The sequence below is a fragment of the Arthrobacter woluwensis genome (assembly GCF_030816155.1).
Lineage (GTDB): Bacteria > Actinomycetota > Actinomycetes > Actinomycetales > Micrococcaceae > Arthrobacter_E > Arthrobacter_E woluwensis_A.
Genome location: NZ_JAUSXR010000001.1, coordinates 489,096 through 512,172 on the forward strand (window position 1 = coordinate 489,096; position 23,077 = coordinate 512,172).

Sequence of the window (23,077 nt, forward strand, 5' to 3'; positions counted from 1 at the left end):
GAAAACAAGTTCGGAACAGCGTAGCCGCCGGTGCTGCGCGGACCCCCGTCCACGCAGCACCGGAGACGATCAGCTGAGGCCGTTCACGCCCGGGTACAGCGGGTGGGCCGCGGCGAGCGCACGCACACGGTCCCGCAGGCCGGTGAGGTCGGCGTCGTCGTCGGCGATCAGGGCCTCCGCGATGATGTCCGCGACCTCACGGAAGGCTGCCTCGCCGAAGCCGCGGGTGGCCAGGGCCGGGGTGCCGATCCGCAGGCCCGAGGTGACCATCGGCGGACGCGGGTCGAACGGGACGGCGTTGCGGTTGACCGTGATGTCGATGGCGGCCAGGCGGTCCTCGGCCTGCTGGCCGTTCAGCTCGCAATCGCGCAGATCCACCAGCACCAGGTGAACATCGGTGCCGCCGGAGACCACGGAGATGCCCTTGTCGGCCACGTCGGACCGGGTGAGACGCTCGGCCAGGATCCGCGCACCTGCCAGGACGCGCTCCTGACGCTCACGGAACTCCTCGGACGCCGCGATCTTGAAGGCCACTGCCTTGCCCGCGATGACGTGCTCCAGCGGGCCGCCCTGCTGCCCGGGGAACACGGCCGAGTTGATCTTCTTGGCGATGTCCGCGTTGTTGGACAGGATGATGCCGCCGCGCGGGCCCGCCAGCGTCTTGTGCGTCGTGGAGGTCGTGACGTGGGCATGCGGCACGGGCGAGGGGTGCAGCCCGGCCGCGACCAGCCCGGCGAAGTGCGCCATGTCCACCATGAGGTAGGCGCCCACGGAGTCGGCGATCCGGCGGAACTCGGCGAAGTCGAGCTGACGGGCGTAGGCGGACCAGCCGGCCACGATCAGGGCGGGCCGGTGCTCCTGCGCCAGCCGCTCGACCTCGGCCATGTCCACGGTGTGCGTGTCCTCGCGGACGCCGTACGGGACGACGTTGTAGAGCTTGCCGGAGAAGTTGATCCGCATGCCGTGCGTGAGGTGGCCGCCGTGGGCCAGGTTCAGGCCCATGATGGTGTCGCCGGGCTTGATGAGCGCGTGCATGACGGAGGCGTTGGCCTGGGCGCCGGAGTGCGGCTGGACGTTGGCGAACTCCGCGCCGAAGAGGTCCTTGATCCGGTCGATGGCGAGCTGCTCGATGACGTCCACGTGCTCGCAGCCGCCGTAGTAGCGCTTGCCCGGGTAGCCCTCGGCGTACTTGTTGGTCAGGACGGAGCCCTGGGCCTGCATGACGGCGAACGCGGTGTGGTTCTCCGACGCGATCATCTCGAGGCCCTCGCGCTGGCGGTGCAGTTCGTCGTCGATCTTCGCCGCGACCTCGGGATCCAGCTCCGCGAGGGACGCGTTCAGCGAAGCCGGGACGACCTGCTCGTACTCGGAGACGGCGGCGCTCACAGTTCGCCTCCGTTGGCCGCGGCGTACTCCTCGGCGGACAGCAGCGGGCCCTCAGCGGTGACGGCCACGGTGAAGAGCCAGCCCTCGCCGTACGGGTCGCTGTTGATCAGGGCCGGGTCGTCCGACGCCGCGGCGTTGACCGCGGTGATCTCGCCCGAGACCGGGGCGTACAGATCGGACACGGACTTGGTGGACTCCACCTCGCCGCAGGTCTCCCCGGCGGTGATGACGGCGCCGACCTCGGGCAGGTCCACATAGACGATGTCTCCCAGGGCATCCGCCGCCACGGCGGAGATGCCGACGCGCACGGCGCCGTCCCCGTCCTGCGCGACCCACTCGTGCTCGGCCGAATACCTCAGACCGGCGTCCACTGTGCTCATCTTCATTTCCTCTTTCCGCTGTTGCTCCTGCGCTGGGCGTCACGGCCCGTTCCTTCCAAGGTCCCGGACATCCGAGGCGAGGGAGGTGAGGGCCGTGCTGACTGCATCGTCGAGAAGAGGAGTCCTGATGCCGGAACCCGCTGCGGCGTGGACGCGGCGCGAGCGCGTGCGGCATTCCGCTGCAAGGGTGTGAGGACGGTCGGTCCGGCGGACATGAGGAACCCTTCGGCTCAGGCGCCCGGAAGGCGCCACGATGACAGGCGTTCCTCCCCGCTCTGTGTGGGACCTGAGAGATTCCGCGGGCTGAAGGGGCCCGCTTGCACCGTCGGTGAGCCCGGCGGACCGGGCTGCTTTCCAGAGTTGCCTCGCCGCGGCGGTACGGGTGCCTGAGAGATTCCCGGGGAGGGTTTGCTCCTACGGCGCCTGCCCGGGGTGCCGGGAGGTCTCTCCCGCCGCGGATCAACAGCGTCCGCATCACCTGCCGGTGATGCGGCTCACACGATATCCGTAATCACTGGTCATGCGCAAAACTCCGGGGATTCGACGCAGGTTTTCGACACCTTCGGGCTCTATGATCGGCTCGACATCATCATAGGGGGGCTCCACCAGTCATGCCGGAATCATTCATCAGCCGCCGCGCGGCTCTGCTGGCCTTGGGAGCCGCCACGGCCCCGTTGCTAGGGGCCTGCGCCGACTCGCCGACCGCCGCTCCCGGCGCGAAAACAGGCGGCGGTCAGGGCCCGTCCGCGAGCGGAGGCGCGACGTCGTCGGCCACTCCGACGCCGACCCAGACGCCGAGCGCCACCCCCACACCCCGCAAGACCTTCGTGGGTGACTTCAGGCTTCCGCCCGTCCAGAACGGCCTGGCGCCGGTCATCACCCGGGTGACGACGAAGCAGCCGGTGGTGTTCCTGACGATCGACGACGGCGTGGTCAGGACCCAGGAGTCCCTCGATCTGCTGGACGAGTACGGGTACCCGGCCACGCTGTTCCTGACGAAGAGCGCGATCGCGGGCAACCCGGACTTCTTCAAGAAGTTCCAGGCCCGCGGCGATCGCATCCAGAACCACACCATCAGTCACAATACCTCCATGGTCCAGGCGAGCTACGAGTACCAGCTCGGCGAGGTCGCCGGCATGCAGGACTACATCAAACGTCACTACGGGACCACGCCCTCGCTGTTCCGGCCGCCCGGAGGGGCGTACTCGAACGCCATGCGCACCGCCGTGGCCGCCGCGGGTCTGAAAGCCGTCATCGACTGGGAGTGCAAGGCCAACGCCGGGCGGATGGACTACCAGGTGGGCAACGGCCTGCGCCCGGGTGACATCTGCCTCATGCACTTCCGGCCGGAATTCAAACGGGACCTCGCGGCGTTTCACCAGGCACAGAAGGCCTCCGGACTGACCGTGGTCCGCCTGGAGGAGTTCCTCGGAATCTGAGTTCTCCCGCCACCGCCGAAGTGGGATAGCGTCATAAGTACGGAACAATTCACACCACAGGAGGAAGCATGAAGGCATCACCCACGCTCGCGGCCAATCTCCAGGCCGTGCTGACCGACCTGATCGAATTGCACCTGCAGGGCAAGCAGGCCCACTGGAACATCGTGGGACCGAACTTCCGCGATCTGCACCTCCAGCTGGACGTCCTGATCGACCTGGCCCGCAACCTCAGTGACGACGTCGCCGAGCGCATGCGCGCCCTGGAGGCCGTTCCGGACGGCCGCAGCGTCACCGTCGAGAAGGAGACCAACCTCGCGGCCTTCCCCGAGGGCCTGATCTCCACGCACGACGCCATCGACCGCATCGTCGCGGCCATCAACGCCACCGTGGGCACCACCCGCAAGGTCCACGACCAGGTGGACGAGGAGGACCCCACCTCGGCGGACCTCCTGCACACCGTGCTCGAGGGACTCGAGCAGCAGGCCTGGCTCATCGGCGCGGAGAACATGAAGCCCTGACAGCAGGCTGACGGAACGACGACGGCGCCGCACCCTCCCGGGGTGCGGCGCCGTCATCGTGTCTGAGCTCCACATTACCGCGCGGGTTCGGCTACTGATCCGTGGCAGCTTGCGTAAAGGGGCCCCGCGCCCCGCCAGCGGCGTGAGCATTCAACTCCGCGCGGGGATAGCAAGCAGAACGGATCAGCAGCCGAACCCGGGCTCCGGTCCCAGGCGGCTCAGTCCACCAGGGCCGGGGTGTCCATCTTCAGGGTCTCCCCGCGGAAGAACTCGGGCCGCTTGCGAGCCATCACGAACATCACCACGACGCCGAGGAGCAGGATCCCCACGCCCACCACGAACACCAGGCCGACGCCGAACACGGCCGTGCCGGAACCGAAGGCCGGGTCCCACGAGTCGACCGCGGTCTGGATCATGACGACGAACAGCATGATGCCGCCCACCACCGGCGCCAGGCCGCGCAGGAGGAAGTTCCGCGGGCTGGCCAGCAGGGTCTTCCGGAAGTACCAGACGCAAGCGAACGCCGTGAGGCCGTAGTAGAAGCAGATCATCAGGCCGAGGGCCAGGATGGTGTCATTGAGGACGTTCTGGCTCACGATGTGCATCACCGCGTAGAAGCCCCACGAGATCACGCCCGCCGCGACGGTGGCGTTGGCCGGGGTGAAGTGCACCGGGTCGACCTTGGCCATCGACTTGGGCAGGGCGCCGTAGTGTCCCATGGCGAGCAGGCCGCGGGCCGGCGACATGAAGGTCGACTGCAGGGACGCCGCCGAGCTGGAGAGCACGGCCAGGGACATCAGGATGGCGAGCGGGCCCATGATGGGCGAGGCGAGCGCCGTGAAGATGTTGCCCGAGTTCTCCGGGTTCCGCAGGCCGAAGCCCTGTTCCCCGATGCCGGCGAACATGATGCAGGCGATGGCGACCAGCAGGTAGATGGCTAGCACGGAGAGGGCCGTGATGGTGCCCGCCTTGCCGGCGGTCTTCCGGCCGTCCTTGGCCTCCTCATTCAGGGTCAGGCAGACGTCCCAGCCCCAGTACACGAAGATCGAGAGGGAGATGCCCGCGGTGATCGCGCTGAAGCTGTCCACCTTGGTGATGTCGAACCAGTCCCAGGAGAAGGCCATGCCCTGGCCGGAGTTCTCCCAGTTCACGATCGCCATGACGGCGAAGAGGCCCAGCACCAGGAGCTGGAAGCCCACCAGGACGTACTGGACGTTCTTGGCGGTCTCCAGCCCGCGGTAGCTGATCCACACGGCCGCCACCACGAAGACGAGGCACGTGGCCACGTTGATCCACTGGTTGCCCGCCAGATCGGCCAGCCCCGCCACGCCCGTGACCTGCGCCAGGAAGAGGTAGAAGAAGTCCACTGCCACGCCCGCCAGATTGGACAGCACGATGATGTTCGCGGCGAGCAGGCCCCAGCCGCCCATGAAGCCGATCCAGGGTCCGAAGGCCTTGGTGCTCCAGGTGAAGGTGGTGCCGGAATCCGGGGAGTCGGTGTTGAGCTCGCGGTACGCCAGGGCCACCAGGATCATCGGGATGAAGCCGATGACGAAGATGATGGGAAGCTGCGCGCCCACCTCCTGGACCGTGGGGCCGAGGGCGCCGGTCAGGGTGTACGCGGGGGCGATGGTCGAGAGGCCGATGACGACGATCGCCAGCAGGCCGAGCTGACCGGACTTGAGCCCTTTGCCGTCCACATCCTGGTGGGCGCTGCGGGGGTGATGTTGTTCCATGGGTGGCTTTCTGTGCATGGCCAGGCGGCAGCGTCGCCGCGGTGGGCAGACCGGAGAGGGCCTGCCCGCCGACCCGGAAGGGCGGGTCTGGCCGGGCCGGGCGGGGGCCTGGCGCGACGGGTCAGCGAGCGGCGCGCGGCTGCTGCTGGGTGATGCAGTGGATGCCGCCGCCGCGGGCGAAGAGCTCACGGGCGTCGACGGTGACGATCTCGCGTCCCGGGTAGGCGGCGGAGAGGGCTTCGACGGCGCGGGCGTCGTTGGCGTCGTTGAAGGAGCAGGCGATGACGGCGCCGTTGAGGACCACGTGGTTGATGTAGCTGAAGTCCACGAAGCCCTCCTCATCGGTGAGGGTGGCGGGTGCGGGCACCGGGATGACCGTGAGCGTGCGGCCTGCGGCGTCCGTGCTGTCCTTGAGGAGCGCGATGATCTCCTGGGAGACCTCATAGTCGGGGTGTTCCGGGTTCTCCTGGTGGTGGACCAGGACCGTGCCGGGGGAGGAGAGCGTGGCGACGATGTCCACGTGGCCGCGGGTGCCGAACTCCTCGGAGTCGCGAGTGAGGCCGCGGGGCAGCCAGATGGCCTTGGTGGCGCCGATGGTGCGGGCCAGCTCGGCCTCGATCTGCTCCTTGGTGGCGCCGGGGTTCCGGCCCTGATCCAGCTGCACGGTCTCGGTGAGGAGCACGGTGCCTTCGCCGTCCACGTGGATGCCGCCGCCCTCGTTGACGATCGGGGAGGAGATCAGTTCCGCGGGGGTCTGTCCGGCCACGAACGCGCCGATCTTCGAGTCCTTGTCCCAGGCGGCCCAGTCCTGGGCGCCCCAGCCGTTGAAGACCCAGTCCACGGCGCCGAGGTGGCCCTCGGCGTCCAGGACGAAGCTCGGGCCGATGTCGCGCATCCAGGCGTCGTTGAGCTCGGCGGTGACGACCTCGACGCGCGGGTCCAGGGTACTGGGCGGCGATCTCGGTGTCCGCGGGATCGACGACCATGGTGACCGGCTCGAAGCGGACGGCCGCATTGGCGACGGCGGCCCAGGTGGTGCGGGCGGCGTGGGCGTCCTCCGCCGTCTCGCCCAGGGTGTATCCCTCGTGCGGGAAGGCCATCCAGAGACGTTCCTGCTCGGCGGTCTCAGAAGGCATGACCCAGCGCTGGGCGTTGTCGGCGGGAGTGGTTTCGTCAGCCACGTCAGACTCCAATGTGTGATGGCTAGCTTGTGAGGAGGGCCACAAAAATGAACAATGTTCATTTAGTATGGGTGGTGCGCTTCACATTTGGCAAGCCGTCGACGGCGGGCGGCACGTCCCGGGCGTCTGACCAGCGGATTCACTGGCAGACGCCCGGGGCGCTTCTCCCCAGGGGTCGGAGGTGATTCCGGCCCAGGTCAGCCTCCCCAGACTGACCGGTCGTGCGCAGGAGCCGGTCAGTGACCGGGACGCTCCTGCCGGCTTTCCTTGGTGGCGCGCGGGACCTTCCTCAGGCCGAGCGCCGCGGCGACGGTCACGCTGACCATCAGCAGGGCGCCGATGGTGGCCGTGAGGGTGACGCCCGAGTCGAAGGCGTGCTGCGCCGTCGTCGTGAGCTGATGACCCAGCTCGCCGCCCACGTGGTGTGCGACGTCGATCGCGCCGGCGAGCGTCTCCTTCGCCGCGTGGCCGTCCGCCTCACTCAGTCCGGCCGGCAGCCGCAGGTGCTGCTGGTAGCTGGCCGTCAGGATCGACCCGAGGATCGCGGTGCCCAGCAGGGCTCCGAACTCGTAGCCGGTCTCCGAGATCGCGGAGGCCGAACCGGCCTTCTCCGGCGGCACCGACCCCATGATGAGGTCGTTGGAGATGGTCTCCGCCGCGCCGATGCCGATCGACAGCAGGTAGACGGCCAGGAGGAAGACTGGCATGCCGACGCTGTTGCCGAAGAGTGCCACCAGGACGTAGGCGGTGGTGCTCAAGGCGAGGCCCGCTGTGACCACGGTGCCGGGGCGCAGAGCGCGCACCAGCGGGACCGAGGACAGGCCCGCGATGATCGTCGCCACGGAGGCCGGCAGCAGGGTGATGCCGGCCTGGAACGGGCTCATGTCTTCCACCAGCTGCAAGTGCTGGGAGAAGAAGAAGATGAAGCCCGTCATGGAGACGAAGGACAGGACGTTGGCCGCGATCGACGTGCTGAACACCGGGTTCGTGAACAGCGTGACGTCCAGCATGGGAGCCGGGATCCGGCGCTGGCGGCGGACGAACAGCACGCCCATGCCCACGCCGAAGAACGCCAGGGCCAGCGGGAGCGGCTCGAAGCCGTGCACCGTGAGCTCCTTGATGGCCACCGCGACAGGACCCATCGAGAGGATCGACAGGAAGACGCTCGGGACGTCGATGGGGTGCGGCGAGTTGTCCTTGGACTCCGGGATCATCCGGGTGCCCAGCACCAGGAGCGGCGCCAGCAGGAAGGCGGGCATCATGAGGACCGCGCCCCACCAGAAGTGGTCCACGAGCCAGCCGCCGACGATCGGGCCGAGGGCCGCGCCGCCGGAGAAGAAGGCTGCCCAGATGGCGATCGCCAGCCGGCGCTGGTTGTTGTCCGTGAAGATGTTCCGGATCAGGGACAACGTGCTCGGCATGAGGGTGGCGCCGAACAGGCCGAGGGCCGCACGTCCGGCGATCAGGGCGCCGGCGGTGGGCGAGAAGGCCGCCGCGATGGAGGCCAGGCCGAAGCCGGCGCTGCCGATCATGAGGAGCTTCCGGCGCCCGATGCGGTCGCCCAGATTGCCCATGGCCACGAGGAGCGCGGCCAGGACGAGCGGGTACGCGTCGATGATCCAGAGCAGTTCCACGCCGCTCGCCTGCAAGGAGCTGGCGATGGCGGGGAGTGCGAAAGTGAGGGCGGTGTTGTCCACTGCCACGAGCAGCACGGGCACCATGAGCAGTGCCAGGGCCGCCCACTTCTGCCATGGCGCCGTCCCGTTGCTCGTGTTCGGAGTCAAGGTCTTGGTCGTCATGATCATAACTGTACCGTCTGGACTGTATAGTTTCAATCCGGGCGTCATCCTCCCGCGCCACCACCGAACCATGCAGAATGGAAGCCATGTCACGAAAGCCCGTAGCCAGGAACGCCGTCCTCGACGCCTTCGAATCGATGCTGATCGAAGTGGGGGAGCGGGGCGCCACCCTGGATGCGGTGGCTGCGCGTGCCGGGGTCTCCAAGGGCGGTCTGCTGTACCACTACCCGAATAAGGAGGCGCTGGTCGCCGCCCTTCTGGACCGCTTCGACACCCTGGCCCAGGAGGAGATCGAAGCCATGAAGACGGCTCCGGAAGGCGCCGGCGTCTACTTCATCAAGGAGGCCATCTGGGACGGTGGACCTCTGGACCGGTCGTTCGTCGCGGCGACCCGCCTCGCCGAAGTGGCCCACGCCGAGACCCAGCGCCGTTTCGCCAGAATCCAGAAGCAGTGGCTCGAGGTGCTCACGGAGGAACTCGGCGAGGACCTGGCGCGGGCCGTGCGGTACATGTCCGACGGGCTGTACTTCAATGCGGTCCTGGAGAACGGCGGCGGCCAGGAGATGGACCGCGCCAAGACCGACGCCGAAGTGCAGAGCCTCCTGCGGGTGCTCGAGCTGGTCCGTGGCAAGATGTGAGCCCGCGGGCCCCGGCCCGTTTGCCCTCCCAGGCCGCAGGGGAGACAATTGACGTTGTGACTGCTATCACCGCGGTCGCGCACAAGTGAATAAGCCATCGATCCGCGGCGGGAGAGTCCTGCGAACGGGTAATACGCAGGCGCCGTAGGAGCAAAACCTCCCCAGGAATCTCTCAGGCCCCCGTACCGCCGCGCCGAGGCAACTCTGGAAAGCAGCCGGTCACCCGGCTCACCGACGGTGCAGGTGCCCGCCCTTTGCGGTGGGTACGAAAACTCTCAGGTCCCACACAGAGCGGGGAGGAGCCCAACCCGTTCCGGCGTACCATTCGCCGGCCAAGCACTGGAGTTCCTTCGTGACGAATCCCTCCGCCGTCCTTGATCTGGCGAAGTCCGGCAGCTTCGTGGACCGCCACATCGGCTCACGCCGTCAGACCGAGATCGACGCCATGCTGCAGGCCGTGGGCTACAGCTCGGTCGACGCCCTGGTCAACACCGCGGTCCCGGATGACATCAAGCAGCCCACCCCGCTCACGCTGCGCCCGGCCCTTTCCGAGGTCGAGGTCCTCGCCGAGCTGCGCCGTCTGGCCTCGCTCAACAAGACCGCCGTCCAGCTCATCGGCCAGGGCTACTACGACACCGTCACGCCCGCCGTGATCCGCCGGAACATCCTCGAGGCGCCGGCCTGGTACACCGCGTACACCCCGTACCAGCCCGAGATCTCCCAGGGCCGTCTCGAAGCGCTCCTGAACTTCCAGACCATGGTCCAGGACCTCGTCGGCCTGCCCATCGCGAACGCCTCCCTGCTGGACGAAGGCACCGCCGTCGTCGAAGCCGTCCTGCTCATGCGCCGCGCCAACAAGGCGAAGGAAGCCGCCGACGGCAAGACCGTGCTCGACGCCGACCTCCTTCCGCAGACCATCGCCCTCGTGAAGGGCCGCGCCGAGGCCCTCGGCTTCGAGGTCGAGGTCGCGGACCTCTCCGCAGGCCTCCCGGAGGGCGCCATCAACGGCATCGTCCTGCAGCAGCCCGGCGTCTCCGGCAAGGTCTTCGACCACGCACCGGTCATCGCCGCCGCCAAGGAACGCGGCGCCATGGTCACCGTCGCCGCCGATCTGCTCTCCCTCACCCTCATCACCCCTCCCGGTGAGCAGGGCGCGGACATCGCCGTCGGCAGCGCTCAGCGCCTGGGCGTCCCGCTGTTCTTCGGCGGCCCGCACGCCGCGTACATGGCCGTCCGCAAGGGCCTCGAGCGCTCCCTGCCGGGCCGTCTGGTCGGCGTCTCCAAGGACGACGCCGGCACCCCGGCCTACCGCCTGGCCCTCCAGACCCGCGAGCAGCACATCCGCCGCGAGAAGGCCACCTCCAACATCTGCACCGCGCAGGCGCTTCTGGCGATCGTCGCCTCGATGTACGGCGTCTTCCACGGCCCCGACGGTCTGAAGGCCATCGCCGCCCAGGTCCGCGCCCACGCCGCACGCTTCGACGCCGCCCTGCGCGCCGCCGGTGTGCAGACCGCGAACACCGAATTCTTCGACACCGTGACGGTCATCGTCCCGGGCCGCGCCGCCGAAATCCTCGCGGCCGCAGAAAAAGCCGGCTACAACCTCCGCGCCATCGACGCGGACACCCTGGGCGTCTCCTTCGACGAGACCACGACGCCGGAGACGGTCACCGCCGTCGCGTCCTTCTTCGGCGCGGACGCGTCCGCCGTGGAGGCCTCCGGCGCCGAGTACCCGCTGGCCCTGCGCCGCAACACCGAGTTCATGACCCACCCGGTGTTCAACACGCACCGCTCCGAGACCCAGATGCTGCGCTACATCCGCCGCCTCTCGGACCGCGACCTGGCGCTGGACCGCACCATGATCCCGCTGGGCTCCTGCACCATGAAGCTCAACGCCACCGCCGAGATGGAAGCCATCTCCTGGCCGGAGTTCGCCTCCATCCACCCGTTCGCCCCGGATTCCCAGACCGCCGGCTGGCGTGAGCTGATCGACGGCCTCGAAGCCGATCTCGCCGAGATCACCGGCTACGACCAGGTCTCCATCCAGCCGAACGCCGGTTCGCAGGGTGAGCTGGCCGGTCTGCTGGCCATCCGCGGCTACCACCACTCCCGGGGCGACCAGCAGCGCGACATCTGCCTCATCCCCGCCTCGGCTCACGGCACCAACGCGGCCTCCGCCGTTCTGGCCGGCATGAAGGTCGTCGTCGTGGCCACCGCGCCCGACGGCACGATCGACCACGAGGACCTCAAGGCCAAGATCGAGGCGCACCGCGACGCGATCGCCGCCATCATGATCACCTACCCGTCCACCCATGGTGTCTACGACGCCGATGTGCGCTACATCTGCGACGCCGTGCACGAGGCGGGCGGCCAGGTCTACATCGACGGCGCCAACCTGAACGCCCTCGTCGGTCTCGCCCAGCCGGGCAAGTTCGGCGGCGACGTCTCCCACCTGAACCTCCACAAGACGTTCTGCATCCCGCACGGCGGCGGCGGCCCCGGCGTCGGACCGGTCGCGGCCCGCGCCCACCTGGCGCCGTTCATGCCCGGCAACGCGGCGGACCCGGCCAACGGCGCCGGCGGCGCCCCGATCTCCGCGAGCCGCTTCGGCTCGGCCGGCGTGCTGCCCATCTCCTGGGCCTACATCCGCCTCATGGGCGGCGACGGTCTCACCGAGGCCACCAAGTCCGCCCTCCTGGCGGCCAACTACGTGGCCAAGCGCCTGGACGAGCACTTCCCTGTCCTCTACACCGGCGAAGGCGGCCTCGTGGCCCACGAGTGCATCCTGGACCTCCGTCAGCTGACCGCCGACACCGGCGTCACCGCGGAGGACGTGGCCAAGCGCCTCATCGACTTCGGTTTCCACGCGCCGACCCTGGCGTTCCCGGTGGCCGGCACCCTGATGGTGGAGCCCACCGAGTCCGAGGACCTGGGCGAGCTGGACCGCTTCATCGACGCCATGATCGTCATCCGCGGTGAGATCGAGCAGGTCCGCAACGGTGACTTCAGTGTCGAGGACAGCCCGTTGCGCCACGCGCCGCACACGGCGTCCGCCGTCGTGACGTCTGAGTGGGACCGTTCGTACAGCCGCGAGCAGGCCGCCTTCCCGGCCCGTCCGGACCACTCCGGTCACGCTCACGGCCAGGACAAGTACTTCCCGCCGGTGGGACGCATCGACGGGGCCTCGGGGGACCGCAACCTGGTCTGCTCCTGCCCGCCCATCGAAGCGTTCGAGAACTGAACCCGCCGCACAGGACCGAAGGACATCCACTCCATGACTGAGAACCACACAGCCCTGTACGCCGAGCACGAGAAACTGGGCGCCTCGTTCACCGACTTCGGCGGCTGGCAGATGCCGCTCAAGTACGGTTCTGAGCTGGCGGAGCACCACGCCGTCCGCCAGGCGGCCGGCCTCTTCGACCTCTCCCACATGGGTGAGGTCTGGGTGGAGGGCCCCGGCGCGGGCGCCTTCCTGGACTACGCCCTGGTGGGCAAGCTGTCCGCGATCGCGGAGGGCAAGGCCAAGTACTCGCTGATCTGCCAGGAGGACGGCGGGATCATCGACGACCTCATCGTCTACCGCCGTGGCGAGGAGAAGTTCCTCGTGGTGCCGAACGCGGGCAACGCACCCGTCGTCGCCGAGGAGCTCCAGCAGCGTGCCGAGGGCTTCGACGTCACCGTCACGAACGCCTCGGCCGACATCTCCCTCATCGCGGTTCAGGGTCCGAACGCGGAAGCGATCCTCCTCACCCTGGTGCCGGAGGACGAGCACGAGACCGTCACCGGGCTGAAGTACTACGCCGCCGTCGAGGTCACCATCAACGGCGAGTCCCTCCTGCTGGCCCGCACGGGCTACACGGGCGAGGACGGCTTCGAGATCTTCGTGGGCAACGAGTCCGCTCCGGCCCTGTGGCAGGCGCTCCTGGCCGCCGGCGAGGGCCACGGTCTGGTGCCGGCCGGTCTGGCGTCGCGTGACTCGCTCCGCCTCGAGGCCGGCATGCCGCTCTACGGCAACGAGCTCTCCCGGGAAGGCACCCCCTTCGCCGCGGGTCTCGGCCCCGTGGTCGCGCTCAAGAGCAAGGACGGCGATTTCGTCGGCCGCGCCGCCCTCGAAGCCGCCAAGGAGAACGGCGTGGGGACCACCTCGGGCCGCCGCCTGGTGGGTCTGAAGGGCCTGGGCCGCCGCGCCGGCCGCAGCCACTACGACGTCCTCAAAGACGGCGTCGTGGTGGGTGAGGTCACCTCCGGTCAGCCCAGCCCGACCCTCGGATATCCGGTGGCTCTGGCCTACGTGGATGTGGCTTACACTGAACCGGGCACCGCGCTGGACATCGATCTGCGCGGCAAGGCGGAACCGTTCGAAGTGGTCTCCCTGCCCTTCTACAAGCGTGAGCGTTAGGCGGTAAGAACCGTGGCCGTTGGTGTTTTTGAGCTCTTCAAGATCGGCGTGGGCCCGTCCAGCTCCCATACCGTGGGGCCGATGCTGGCGGCCGCGGTCTTCGCCCAGGAGGTGCGCGACGCCGGCCTGCTGCCCCGCGTGGCAGGCCTCGCCGTCGACCTCTACGGCTCCCTCGCAGCCACCGGCCGCGGGCACGGCACCTTCACCGCCGTGCTCCTCGGCCTGGAGGGCTACTACCCGGACAAGATCCTGCCGGAGGAGGTGGAGGAGCGGCTCGCCGCGATCGAGGAGAGCGGCACCGTCACCTTCGCCGGCGAGGTGCGCCTCGACTACGGCGTGGCGGACATGATCCAGCACCCGCTGACCGTGCTCCCGCGCCACACGAACGGCATGAAGTTCGCCGTGAAGGACGCCGACGGCGAGATCCTCCACGCGGCGACCTTCTTCTCCGTGGGCGGCGGGTTCATCGTCCGCGAGGGCGAGGAGCAGCAGGCGAAGCAGGAGCTGGAAGAGTCCAAGAAGGAGCTTCCGCTGCCGTTCCGCACGGCCGCCGAGCTGCTCGGGCGCTGCCACAGCAAGGGGCTGGGCATCTCCGACATCATGCTCATCAATGAGAAGGCGAGCCGGACGGAGGAGGAGATCCGCGAGGGTCTGCTCAAGATCTGGGCCGTCATGGAGGCGTGCGTCGAGAAAAGCATCCACCGCGAAGGCCTGCTGCCTGGCGGCCTGAATGTCCGCCGTCGCGCTCCCGACTGGCACGACCGCCTCCTCAAGGAGGACAAGGACCGCGACCCCAAGTACTGGCAGGAGTGGGTCAACCTCGTGGCGCTGGCCGTCAACGAGGAGAACGCGAGCGGCGGCCGCGTCGTCACGGCGCCCACCAACGGCGCCGCGGGCATCATCCCGGCCGTGCTGTACTACGCGCTGAACTACGCGCCCGGCATGGAGAACGCCACGCAGCAGGACAAGGACGACGTGGTGGTCAGGTTCCTGCTGGCCGCCGGCGCCGTCGGCGTGCTCTACAAGGAGCAGGCCTCCATCTCCGGCGCCGAGGTCGGCTGCCAGGGCGAGGTCGGTTCGGCCTCCTCCATGGCGGCGGCGGGACTCGCCGAGGTCATGGGCGGCACTCCCGCGCAGGTGGAGAACGCAGCGGAGATCGCGATGGAGCACAATCTGGGCCTGACCTGCGATCCCATCGGCGGCCTGGTTCAGGTGCCGTGCATCGAGCGCAACGCCATCGCCGCGGCGAAGGCCATCAACGCCACCAAGATGGCGCTCTGGGGCGACGGCACGCACCGGGTGTCCCTGGACGAGGTCATCATCACGATGCGGGAGACCGGCAAGGACATGTCCACCAAGTACAAGGAGACGGCGCTGGGCGGACTCGCTGTCAACGTCGTGGAGTGCTGAGGACGCCTTTGCAGGCGTTCCCGGGACACGCCTGGGAGCAAGATCACCTCTGAAAAGCTCAAGGCTCCGGGACTGCCACAGGGCGGCGGATCCCCGCCGCCCTGTGGCGTTCCAGGCGGCGCTCTGAGACCCGTTCCACAGCATCCGGACAGGGGTCGCCGGATAGACTGACGACAGCCGTTCAGCCACCTCAGGATTGGAAGCCGTGACCTTGCGAACCTTCACCGCCCGCTTTGCCACCGACGATGAGATCGCGCGCTGGGACGAGCTGGTCACGGCCAACCCGAACGGCGGCAACCTGCTGCAGTCCGAGGCTTACGCGTCGGTCAAGAAGCACTACGGCTGGGACATCCGGCACGTGGTCCACGAGTGCGCGGAGTACAGCAGCTACAACCTGGTGCTGGAGAAGCGCATCCCGCTCCTGGGCCGCTACTGGTACATGATCAAGGGCCCGGATGTGTCCGGCGTGCAGGACCTTCCCGGCATCTTCACCGCCAACGCCGAGTTCGTGAAGCGTGAGCGCCTCGGGGTCTTCGCGATCAAGATCGAACCGGACCTCGTGGCCACCGACACCTCGCGAGCCGTGCTCAACGGCCTGGGCGCGCTGAAGATGCCGAACCTGCAGCCCAACGACCACACGGTCATCCTGGACATCTCGCCGGAGACCGAGGACATCCTCAAGAGCTTCTCCTCCCGCGGCCGCAACGCGGTCCGCCGCGCCCTCCGCGAGGGCGTCGAGGTCCGTCAGGGCGACGCCACGGAAGACGACTTCCGCACGATGTACTCGCTCATGAACGGCACCCTCGAGACCAAGGCCACCGTCCGGCCCCGCGAGTACGACTACTTCCGCCGGTTCTGGGGCGGTTTCATGGAGCGCGGGCAGGGTCACCTGTACTTCGTCCACGAAAACGGTGTGCCTTCGGTGGGAGCCTTCGTCATCAATTACGGCCACAAGGGCACGTACAAGGACGGCGGGTCGCTGCAGAAGCGCAACCAGTACGGTGACTCGCACTTGGTCCAGTGGCAGGCCATGAACGACATGAAGGCCCTCGGCTGCACCGAATACGACCTCTGCGGCACCCCGCCCGCGGCGAGCATCAAGGACCCGGAGCACCCGCACTACGGGCTCGGCCTGTTCAAGACCAGCTTCTCGAAGACTGTCACGGACTTCGTGGGCTGTTATGACCAAGTGCTCAGCCCCATGAAGTACACAGTGTGGGCAAGGATCGGTGAACGGGTGGTCCGCCAGATCCACACCCGCCGCACCGGTCAGCAGTTCTACTGAGCCGCACCGCGGCACCGAAGCGCAGGGAGTCCTCATGAACGCCAGAGAGCCGCACAGCAGCGATCCGGACGCCAGGACGACGTCCGCCGCCACCAGCCCCCACCGCGGCGACGACGACGGCGCGCAGCCGCCCGCCGCCGACCCGCGCCCCGCCGAGGGTGCGGCGCAGTCCGGGGAGGGCGCGCCGTCGTCGTCCGGTCCGCGCACGGACCGCCCCCTGGACGCCGCGGGCCCGATGCCCCGCGTGCCCGTGCCGAACGCACCTGCCCCGAACGCACCTGCCCCGAACGTGCCCGTCCCGAAAGCGCCCGTTCAGAGCGCCGGCACGGGACGCATTCCCGTCCCCGTCCCGGCACGGCCCGCCGCGGGCGCCTCCACGCCCCGCACGCCCGGCCGCACTCCTGCGCGTATCCCCGGCCGCGGCGCCGGTCCCGCACGGTCCGGAACACGGCCCGGCAAGGGCGCGGCCGCGCAGTCCCGGCCGACCACGGACGGCCTGCCCAAGACCGAACCGCTGACCCCGGCCGAACTGCGCGCCACCACCTCGGCCAAGCGCATGCTGCGGAATCTCGTGCGCGGCGAACAGCCCCCGACGGCCCCGCTGAGCATCGTGGACCGGCTGGCCGGAAGCCCGTACGCCAACCCGACCATCCGGGTGGGCGGCGTCGACGAGTCGGCGCGCAAGACGATCGACTTCGCGCTCCGCCTGGCCGAGACGATGTTCCGGTACGGAGCCGGCGCCCTCGAGGTCGAGACCAGCATCATCGCGGTCACGGCGGCGCTGGGGCTGAAGAACGTCGAGGTGGACATCACCAATCAGTCGGTGTCCATCAACTACGCCCCGAAGGATCAGACCCCCATCACGCTGCTCCGCGTGGTGCGCTCCTGGACCAGCAACTACGCGGGGCTGTCCGAGGTGCATCAGCTCGTTTCGGACATCGCCGCGGGTGGCGTGAGCCGCAAGGAGGCCAATAAGCGGCTCGACGAGATCCTCAAGCGGCCCAAGCCCTTCGCCCGCTGGATGGTCACGCTGGCCTTCGGCGTGTTCGCCGCCGCGTTCGTGGGCGTCCTGGGCGGCGGCCTCCTGGCCTCGTCGATCGCGTTCGTGTCGTCCCTCGTAGTGGATCTGGTGTCCCGGCAACTGGCGCGCTGGCGAGTCCCGGACTTCTATGCCACGGCGGCGTCGTCGTTCTTCGTGACATTCCTGGCCCTGCTGCTCTGGCGGTTCGGGGCGAACATCGCACCCTCGATCGTGGTGGCCGGCGGTATTCTGCTGCTCCTGCCCACAGGGCGTCTGGTCTCCGCGGTGCAGGATGCGATCAACGGCTTCCCCGTGACGGCCGCCGGGCGTCTCCTCTCGGCCATGCTGACATTCGGCGCGATCGTGTCCGGCATCGGTGTGGCGTTCGTGGCGGGGAACCTCACGGGCATGCCGGACATCAACGTCACGGCGACCTTCCCTCCGGCGTACGACTTCTGGTTCCAGGTGGTCCTGGTGGCGGTGTCTCTCGTGGCGATCACCGTGACGGAGCAGTCGCCCGTGCGGCTCGTGCTCCCGACTATGGCGGTGGGGATCGTCGGGTACTTCGTGCTGCTGGGCATCGCCCAGGTGGGCGTGGGGGACCGCATGGGACCAGCGGTCTCGGCCGTAGTGATCGGATTCCTCGCCCGCGTGGTGGCCCTGCGGATGGGCGCCCCTCAGCTGGTGGTCGCCGTCCCGGCGGCGCTCATCCTCTTGCCGGGTCTACGGATCTTCCGGTCCATGTACACCCTGACGATCAACGGGGACGACTTCCTCAACGGCGCGGGCGGCATGCTCAACGCCGTCGCCGTGGTGCTCGGGATCGCCGCGGGCATCGTGCTCGGCGACAGTCTCGCCAGGCCGCTGACGTCCGGGCTGTCCAGCAACGAGCGCCGCAGGACCCGCCGCCGCTGACCCCTCCACGCATCGATCGCTCCATAGGACGCCGAAAACCCCCGGAATCCGGGGGTTTTCGGCGTCCTACGGAGCACTCGATTGACCTTGGGCGTCAGATCTTGCCGATCTCCGTCTTCTTCTCTGCCTGGAACTGATCCTCGACCCGGCCATAGGCCCAGTAGCCGGAGATCGACACGTCCTTGCGGTCCAGGCCGCGCCTCTTGATCAGTTCGTCGCGTAGTGCCTTGACCAGCCCGCGCTCTCCGTGCACGAACGCCTGGACCTTGCCCTCCGGGAACTCGCGCGCGGAGACGGCGTCGACCAGTGCCGTGCTCTCGCCGGCAGGCACGCCACGGCGGAACTGCCAGGAGAGCTCGACGCCGGCGGGCGCCGTGAGCTCCTGGACATCGGCCTCGGTGTCCACTTCGATCAGGGCCAGTCCGCGCGCATCGGCCGGCAGGGCTTCCAGGGCTGCCGAGACGGCGGGCAGCGCCGAATCGTCACCCAGCAGGAGGTGCCAGTCGGCGTCGGGGCTGGGGGAGTAACCGCCGCCCGGTCCGCGGAAGGTGAACCGGTCGCCAGGGACCGCGCGGGCCGCCCACGGTCCCGCGAGCCCCTCGTCACCGTGCACCACGAAGTCGATCGACAGTTCCTGTGCGTCCAGGTCCACGTGCCGGATCGTGTAGGTCCGGGTCACGGGCTGTTCCGCGGGGGAGAGGTGCTCCTGCGCCCAGGCCGGGTCGAACGGATCCGGGTAGGTCACGCCGGGGCGGGGAAAGGCGATCTTCACATAGCGGTCCGTGAAGTCGTTCAGGACGAAACCGGCGAATCCCGGGCCTCCCGCATGCACCCGCACCATGTGTTCACTGACCCGTTCGGTACGGAGCACTTCGAGGGTGCACCAGGGCTTCGACGGGCGGCGCGCGGGGGTTTCAGTCATGAGGTGAGCCTACCCTAAGGGCCTGCTCAGGCCGGTCTCGAGCAGGTGTCAGAGGCTCCAGTCGACAGGGTCCGCCCCTTGCTCCACGAGCAGCGCGTTGACCTTGCTGAAGGGTCGCGAACCGAAGAAACCACGCGACGCCGAAAGCGGGCTGGGATGGGCGCTGCTCACTGTCGGGCAGCCGTCCAGCAAGGGGGTGACGCCCGCGGCGTCGCGGCCCCAGAGGACCGCCACGAGGGGACGGTGCTTCCCGTCGGGAGTCCTGCGCGCGACGACGGCCCGGATCGCCGCCGTCGTGAACTCCTCCCAGCCGCGCCGGCGATGCGAGCCGGCGTTTCCGGCCTCGACGCTGAGCACCCGGTTCAGGAGGAGGACGCCCTGGTCCGCCCACCGGCTCAGATCGCCGTGGGCCGGTGTGGGGAGTCCCAGATCGTCGTGGAGTTCCCGGAAGATGTTGCCCAGGCTGCGTGGCACCGGGCGGCAGTCCGGGGCGACCGAGAAGGACAGCCCCATGGCGTGGCCCGGCGTCGGATAAGGGTCCTGGCCCAGGATGAGGACCTTCACGTCATCAAGCGGTCGCCGGAAGGCCGTGAAGAGCGCAGGGGCCGGCGGGAGGATCCGTGAGCCGCGTTCTTCCTCGACGGCGAGCCGCCGGATCACTTCGCCGACCACGGGTCCCTCCTCCGCGAGAGCCGCGGCCCAGCTCGGGTGCAGGGCGCCGCTCTCCACGAGGCCGTCCCAGCCGCCGTCGGCCAGTCGCCGGAAGGAGTCGCTCCCGCCCGCAACGGCTCCCGGGTCGGTCTCCTCTCCGGGGAAGGCGAAGGCCTCCTGGGAACCGAAGGGGCTGGGGGCAGAGCTGCGCTGGTCCATACCCTTGATTGTGCCAAATGACATCGTTGTGATTTCGGATCTATCATGGAAAGGACGCACGGTGAAGGGAGGAAACATGGCCGAGGCAGCAGTGTCGCCGGATGGTGTTCCGGCCCACCCCGGATCCCCGGACGGTGCGCAGCCGGTTCCCGGGTTGTCGGAGCGTGACCAGCGGATTCTCGAGTTCGAACGGTCCTGGTGGAAGTACTCCGGGGCCAAGGAACAGGCCATTCGTGAGCTGTTCGATCTCTCCGCCACGCATTACTACCAGCAGCTCAATCAGGTCATCGACAGCCAGGCCGCTCTGGCGCATGACCCCATGCTCGTCAAGAGATTGCGTAGACTACGTACGTCGCGCCACCGGGCCAGGACTGCTCGTCGCCTGGGCAACGGCGCGTGAACCTGTAGGACCACCTGCCACTCCGTGAGGACGCGCCTCGATGACCAAATACGCCCGGGACGAATTCGATGATGTGCCGGAAGGCACCGAACGCCGCGGGGTGCACCGTGTCGCCAGGGCCTCCGCCGGCGCCGCGCTGCGTCCCCTGCTGGCGTCCGGCGTCGTCGCCCTGCTGATCGGCCTCGTGGCGTACTTCGCCTTCCCGTCCATGGGAGCGCGCGCCGAGGCCAAGGCGTCGCCGTCCGCCTCCTCGAGCGCTTCGGCGAAGCCGTCCGCCAAGCCGTCGGCGAAGCCTTCTGCTCGGACCACCTCGCCGAGCGCGACCACCCCGTCCGCTCCGCCCACCACCGCGGCCGCCGTCGACAAGTCGCGCCCCGTGTCCATCTACAACGGCACCACGACGGCGGGCCTCGCGGCCGGCTACGGCGCCAAGGCCACCGCGGCGGGCTGGACCCTGGGAACGGTCGGCAACTGGCAGGGTGTGGCCCAGCAGAGCTCGGTGGTCTTCTACAGCGGCGAGACCCTCAAAGCCTCGGCGACCGAGCTGGCCGGCGCCCTGGGAATCGCCCGGGTCGAGCTGGCCCCGAACCTTCAGGACCCGCTCGCCGTGGTCCTGGGCCCCGGCGCCGGCTGATCGACCCCTTTCTGCGGCCATCGTCCTCACTGGTCATCATCGGCCGGGCCTTTCCCGCCGCCGTCGGGTGAACGGCCTCGTTGACCGGCTCCCGACGTACCCGAGCCGCTCTCGGCGCTCCCGGTGTGCGGTTCGTGGACGCCGGAGCAGGTCACACGCTGCTTCCGCAGGACCCGGGGCCCTCGCGCCCTGCCGGATGGTGCGGAGCGACGCGGTCCCGAGGTTTCGCCGCTGGCGTGAACGCCTTGCACTCACCTGGCGAGAGTGCTAATTATGGAGTTAGCACTCCGGAGTGCCGACTGCTAATGAATCCGTTCCGCGGAGGATGGCCGGCCCGCCGGAGAGAAGGCAACCCCGGTCTCAATGAGGCCCGGTGCGCCGGCGTACGGATGCCGGCGGGCCGTGCCGTCCGTCGCGGGCATTGGGCAGCCAGGACCCTTCATCCCTCAACGACAGTCCGGAAACGTACTGACCCGAAAGGACCTTTGCCGTCATGGCCAAGATCATTGCATTTGATGAAGAGGCACGCCGCGGCCTGGAGCGGGGCCTGAACATCCTCGCCGACGCCGTCAAGGTCACCCTGGGCCCGCGTGGTCGCAACGTGGTGCTCGAGAAGAAGTGGGGCGCTCCCACGATCACCAACGATGGTGTGTCCATCGCCAAGGAGATCGAGCTCGAGGATCCCTACGAGAAGATCGGCGCAGAGCTGGTCAAGGAAGTCGCCAAGAAGACTGACGACGTCGCCGGTGACGGCACCACCACCGCCACCGTGCTGGCTCAGGCTCTCGTGAAGGAAGGCCTGCGCAACGTCGCGGCCGGCGCCGACCCGCTGTCCCTGAAGCGTGGCATCGAGAAGGCCGTCGAGGCCGTCACCGAAGAGCTGCTCGCCTCCGCCAAGGAGATCGAGACCAAGGAAGAGATCGCCGCCACCGCGTCCATCTCCGCCGGTGACGCTCAGATCGGTGAACTGATCGCCGAAGCCCTGGACAAGGTGGGCAAGGAAGGCGTCATCACCGTCGAGGAGTCCAACACCTTCGGCCTGGAGCTCGAGCTCACCGAGGGCATGCGCTTCGACAAGGGTTACATCTCCGCGTACTTCGTCACCGACGCAGAGCGCCAGGAGACCGTGCTCGAGGATCCCTACATCCTCATCGTGAACTCCAAGATCAGCTCCGTGAAGGACCTGGTCGCCGTCCTGGAGAAGGTCATGCAGGCCAACAAGCCGCTGCTGATCATCGCCGAGGACGTCGAGGGCGAGGCTCTGGCCACCCTCATCGTCAACAAGCTCAAGGGCACTTTCAAGTCCGTCGCCGTCAAGGCTCCGGGCTTCGGTGACCGCCGCAAGGCTCAGCTGGCCGACATCGCCATCCTCACCGGTGGCAACGTCATCTCCGAGGAGATCGGCCTCAAGCTCGACGCCGCCACCCTGGCCGACCTCGGCCAGGCCCGCAAGGTCGTCGTCACCAATGGACGAGACCACCATCGTCGAGGGTGCAGGCGACGCCGAAGCCATCGCCGGTCGCGTGGCTCAGATCCGTTCCGAGATCGAGAACTCCGATTCGGACTACGACCGCGAGAAGCTCCAGGAGCGCCTGGCGAAGCTGGCCGGCGGCGTGGCCGTCATCAAGGCCGGTGCAGCCACCGAGGTGGAACTCAAGGAGCGCAAGCACCGCATCGAGGACGCCGTCCGCAACGCGAAGGCTGCTGTCGAGGAAGGCATCGTCGCCGGTGGTGGCGTTGCTCTGATCCAGGCCGGCGCCAAGGCGTTCGCCAACCTGCAGCTCGAGGGTGACGAGGCCACTGGCGCCAACATCGTCAAGGTCGCCATCGACGCCCCGCTGAAGCAGATCGCCTTCAACGCAGGCCTCGAGCCGGGCGTCGTGGCCGACAAGGTCCGCAGCCTGCCTGCCGGTCACGGCCTGAACGCCGCCACCGGCGAGTACGTGGACCTGCTGGCTGCCGGCGTCAACGACCCGGTCAAGGTGACCCGTTCCGCTCTGCAGAACGCGGCCTCCATCGCCGGTCTGTTCCTCACCACCGAGGCAGTCGTGGCCGACAAGCCGGAGAAGAACGCTCCGGCCGCCGGCGCCGATGAGATGGGCGGCATGGGCGGGTTCTGATCCCCTGCTCTGCTCGCCGGTGAC

General features: G+C 68.6%; 16 protein-coding genes, 2 pseudogenes and 2 riboswitches. Of the genes and pseudogenes, 11 read left to right on the forward strand and 7 right to left on the reverse strand.

The window, feature by feature from the left end:
• Positions 1-69: 69 nt before the first annotated feature.
• Positions 70-1,386, reverse strand: a complete 1,317-nt coding sequence (gene glyA, locus QFZ52_RS02250; protein ID WP_307496004.1) for a serine hydroxymethyltransferase — start codon at positions 1,384-1,386, stop codon at positions 70-72.
• Positions 1,383-1,766 carry a glycine cleavage system protein GcvH gene (gcvH, locus tag QFZ52_RS02255; protein ID WP_278268287.1) on the reverse strand — a complete coding sequence of 128 codons (384 nt, stop codon included), beginning with the start codon at positions 1,764-1,766 and terminating at the stop codon, positions 1,383-1,385. The genes glyA and gcvH overlap by 4 nt, the downstream gene beginning before the upstream one ends.
• A 364-nt stretch (positions 1,767-2,130) precedes the next feature.
• Positions 2,131-2,228, reverse strand: a riboswitch (glycine riboswitch).
• A 149-nt stretch (positions 2,229-2,377) separates the two neighbouring features.
• Between gcvH and QFZ52_RS02260 the strand changes: the two genes are divergently transcribed.
• Both QFZ52_RS02260 and QFZ52_RS02265 read left to right on the forward strand, forming a co-directional pair.
• Positions 2,378-3,205, forward strand: a complete 828-nt coding sequence (locus tag QFZ52_RS02260) for a polysaccharide deacetylase family protein (protein WP_307496005.1) — start codon at positions 2,378-2,380, stop codon at positions 3,203-3,205.
• Between the two features lie 68 nt (positions 3,206-3,273).
• The gene (locus QFZ52_RS02265) at positions 3,274-3,723 is read left to right on the forward strand and encodes a Dps family protein (RefSeq protein ID WP_307496006.1); all 450 of its coding nucleotides are present in this window, start codon (positions 3,274-3,276) and stop codon (positions 3,721-3,723) included.
• Positions 3,724-3,941: 218 nt separating this feature from the next.
• Here QFZ52_RS02265 and QFZ52_RS02270 read toward each other — a convergent pair whose 3' ends face one another.
• The 3 genes and pseudogenes from QFZ52_RS02270 to QFZ52_RS02280 form a co-directional block, all read right to left on the reverse strand.
• Positions 3,942-5,459: an APC family permease gene (locus QFZ52_RS02270; protein ID WP_307496007.1), complete on the reverse strand. Its 1,518-nt coding sequence runs from the start codon at positions 5,457-5,459 to the stop codon at positions 3,942-3,944.
• Positions 5,460-5,580: 121 nt separating this feature from the next.
• Positions 5,581-6,595 (reverse strand): annotated as a pseudogene (locus QFZ52_RS02275) (agmatine deiminase family protein).
• Between the two features lie 281 nt (positions 6,596-6,876).
• Entirely contained in the window at positions 6,877-8,439 is a 1,563-nt protein-coding gene (locus tag QFZ52_RS02280) for an MFS transporter (RefSeq protein ID WP_307496008.1), read from the reverse strand.
• Between the two features lie 86 nt (positions 8,440-8,525).
• Here QFZ52_RS02280 and QFZ52_RS02285 point away from each other — a divergent pair, with 86 nt between their 5' ends.
• The 6 genes from QFZ52_RS02285 to QFZ52_RS02310 all read left to right on the forward strand — a co-directional run bounded on the left by QFZ52_RS02285 (position 8,526) and on the right by QFZ52_RS02310 (position 18,107).
• Positions 8,526-9,077 (forward strand): TetR/AcrR family transcriptional regulator, encoded by a 552-nt coding sequence (locus QFZ52_RS02285; RefSeq protein WP_307496009.1) that lies wholly within the window; start codon positions 8,526-8,528, stop codon positions 9,075-9,077.
• Positions 9,078-9,175: 98 nt separating this feature from the next.
• A riboswitch (glycine riboswitch) is annotated at positions 9,176-9,275 on the forward strand.
• A gap of 154 nt (positions 9,276-9,429) precedes the next feature.
• Positions 9,430-12,318: an aminomethyl-transferring glycine dehydrogenase gene (gene gcvP, locus QFZ52_RS02290; RefSeq protein ID WP_307496010.1), complete on the forward strand. Its 2,889-nt coding sequence runs from the start codon at positions 9,430-9,432 to the stop codon at positions 12,316-12,318.
• A 33-nt stretch (positions 12,319-12,351) separates the two neighbouring features.
• Complete coding sequence (gene gcvT, locus QFZ52_RS02295) at positions 12,352-13,476, forward strand: glycine cleavage system aminomethyltransferase GcvT (RefSeq protein WP_307496011.1); 1,125 nt, start codon at positions 12,352-12,354, stop codon at positions 13,474-13,476.
• A gap of 12 nt (positions 13,477-13,488) precedes the next feature.
• Positions 13,489-14,886, forward strand: a complete 1,398-nt coding sequence (locus QFZ52_RS02300) for an L-serine ammonia-lyase (protein ID WP_307496012.1) — start codon at positions 13,489-13,491, stop codon at positions 14,884-14,886.
• Positions 14,887-15,097: 211 nt separating this feature from the next.
• Entirely contained in the window at positions 15,098-16,171 is a 1,074-nt protein-coding gene (locus QFZ52_RS02305) for a lipid II:glycine glycyltransferase FemX (protein WP_307498628.1), read from the forward strand.
• Between the two features lie 556 nt (positions 16,172-16,727).
• Positions 16,728-18,107, forward strand: coding sequence for a threonine/serine ThrE exporter family protein (locus QFZ52_RS02310; protein WP_373425693.1), 1,380 nt, complete (start codon positions 16,728-16,730; stop codon positions 18,105-18,107).
• A gap of 94 nt (positions 18,108-18,201) precedes the next feature.
• Here QFZ52_RS02310 and QFZ52_RS02315 read toward each other — a convergent pair whose 3' ends face one another.
• On the reverse strand, positions 18,202-19,029 hold the full coding sequence (locus QFZ52_RS02315; protein WP_307496013.1) for a siderophore-interacting protein: 828 nt from the start codon (positions 19,027-19,029) through the stop codon (positions 18,202-18,204).
• Between the two features lie 48 nt (positions 19,030-19,077).
• Positions 19,078-19,899 carry a uracil-DNA glycosylase gene (locus QFZ52_RS02320; protein ID WP_307496014.1) on the reverse strand — a complete coding sequence of 274 codons (822 nt, stop codon included), beginning with the start codon at positions 19,897-19,899 and terminating at the stop codon, positions 19,078-19,080.
• 76 nt (positions 19,900-19,975) lie between these two features.
• Here QFZ52_RS02320 and QFZ52_RS02325 point away from each other — a divergent pair, with 76 nt between their 5' ends.
• The 3 genes and pseudogenes from QFZ52_RS02325 (at position 19,976) to groL (ending at position 23,053) form a co-directional block, all read left to right on the forward strand.
• Entirely contained in the window at positions 19,976-20,299 is a 324-nt protein-coding gene (locus QFZ52_RS02325) for a DUF3263 domain-containing protein (RefSeq protein ID WP_307496015.1), read from the forward strand.
• 40 nt (positions 20,300-20,339) lie between these two features.
• Positions 20,340-20,933, forward strand: a complete 594-nt coding sequence (locus tag QFZ52_RS02330; protein WP_307496016.1) for a LytR C-terminal domain-containing protein — start codon at positions 20,340-20,342, stop codon at positions 20,931-20,933.
• Between the two features lie 493 nt (positions 20,934-21,426).
• A pseudogene (gene groL / locus QFZ52_RS02335) lies at positions 21,427-23,053 on the forward strand (chaperonin GroEL).
• Positions 23,054-23,077: the final 24 nt, after the last annotated feature.

What these genes read in the sequence shown, in the direction of transcription:
- QFZ52_RS02330 (WP_307496016.1), top strand. Translation starts at nt 20,340, where the DNA reads ATGACCAAATACGCCCGGGACGAATTCGATGATGTGCCGGAAGGCACC.
- gcvH (WP_278268287.1), bottom strand. Translation starts at nt 1,766, where the DNA reads ATGAGCACAGTGGACGCCGGTCTGAGGTATTCGGCCGAGCACGAGTGG.
- QFZ52_RS02320 (WP_307496014.1), bottom strand. Translation starts at nt 19,899, where the DNA reads ATGGACCAGCGCAGCTCTGCCCCCAGCCCCTTCGGTTCCCAGGAGGCC.
- QFZ52_RS02280 (WP_307496008.1), bottom strand. Translation starts at nt 8,439, where the DNA reads ATGACGACCAAGACCTTGACTCCGAACACGAGCAACGGGACGGCGCCA.
- QFZ52_RS02315 (WP_307496013.1), bottom strand. Translation starts at nt 19,029, where the DNA reads ATGACTGAAACCCCCGCGCGCCGCCCGTCGAAGCCCTGGTGCACCCTC.
- QFZ52_RS02270 (WP_307496007.1), bottom strand. Translation starts at nt 5,459, where the DNA reads ATGGAACAACATCACCCCCGCAGCGCCCACCAGGATGTGGACGGCAAA.
- QFZ52_RS02260 (WP_307496005.1), top strand. Translation starts at nt 2,378, where the DNA reads ATGCCGGAATCATTCATCAGCCGCCGCGCGGCTCTGCTGGCCTTGGGA.
- QFZ52_RS02265 (WP_307496006.1), top strand. Translation starts at nt 3,274, where the DNA reads ATGAAGGCATCACCCACGCTCGCGGCCAATCTCCAGGCCGTGCTGACC.
- QFZ52_RS02310 (WP_373425693.1), top strand. Translation starts at nt 16,728, where the DNA reads ATGCTGCGGAATCTCGTGCGCGGCGAACAGCCCCCGACGGCCCCGCTG.
- gcvT (WP_307496011.1), top strand. Translation starts at nt 12,352, where the DNA reads ATGACTGAGAACCACACAGCCCTGTACGCCGAGCACGAGAAACTGGGC.
- QFZ52_RS02325 (WP_307496015.1), top strand. Translation starts at nt 19,976, where the DNA reads ATGGCCGAGGCAGCAGTGTCGCCGGATGGTGTTCCGGCCCACCCCGGA.
- QFZ52_RS02285 (WP_307496009.1), top strand. Translation starts at nt 8,526, where the DNA reads ATGTCACGAAAGCCCGTAGCCAGGAACGCCGTCCTCGACGCCTTCGAA.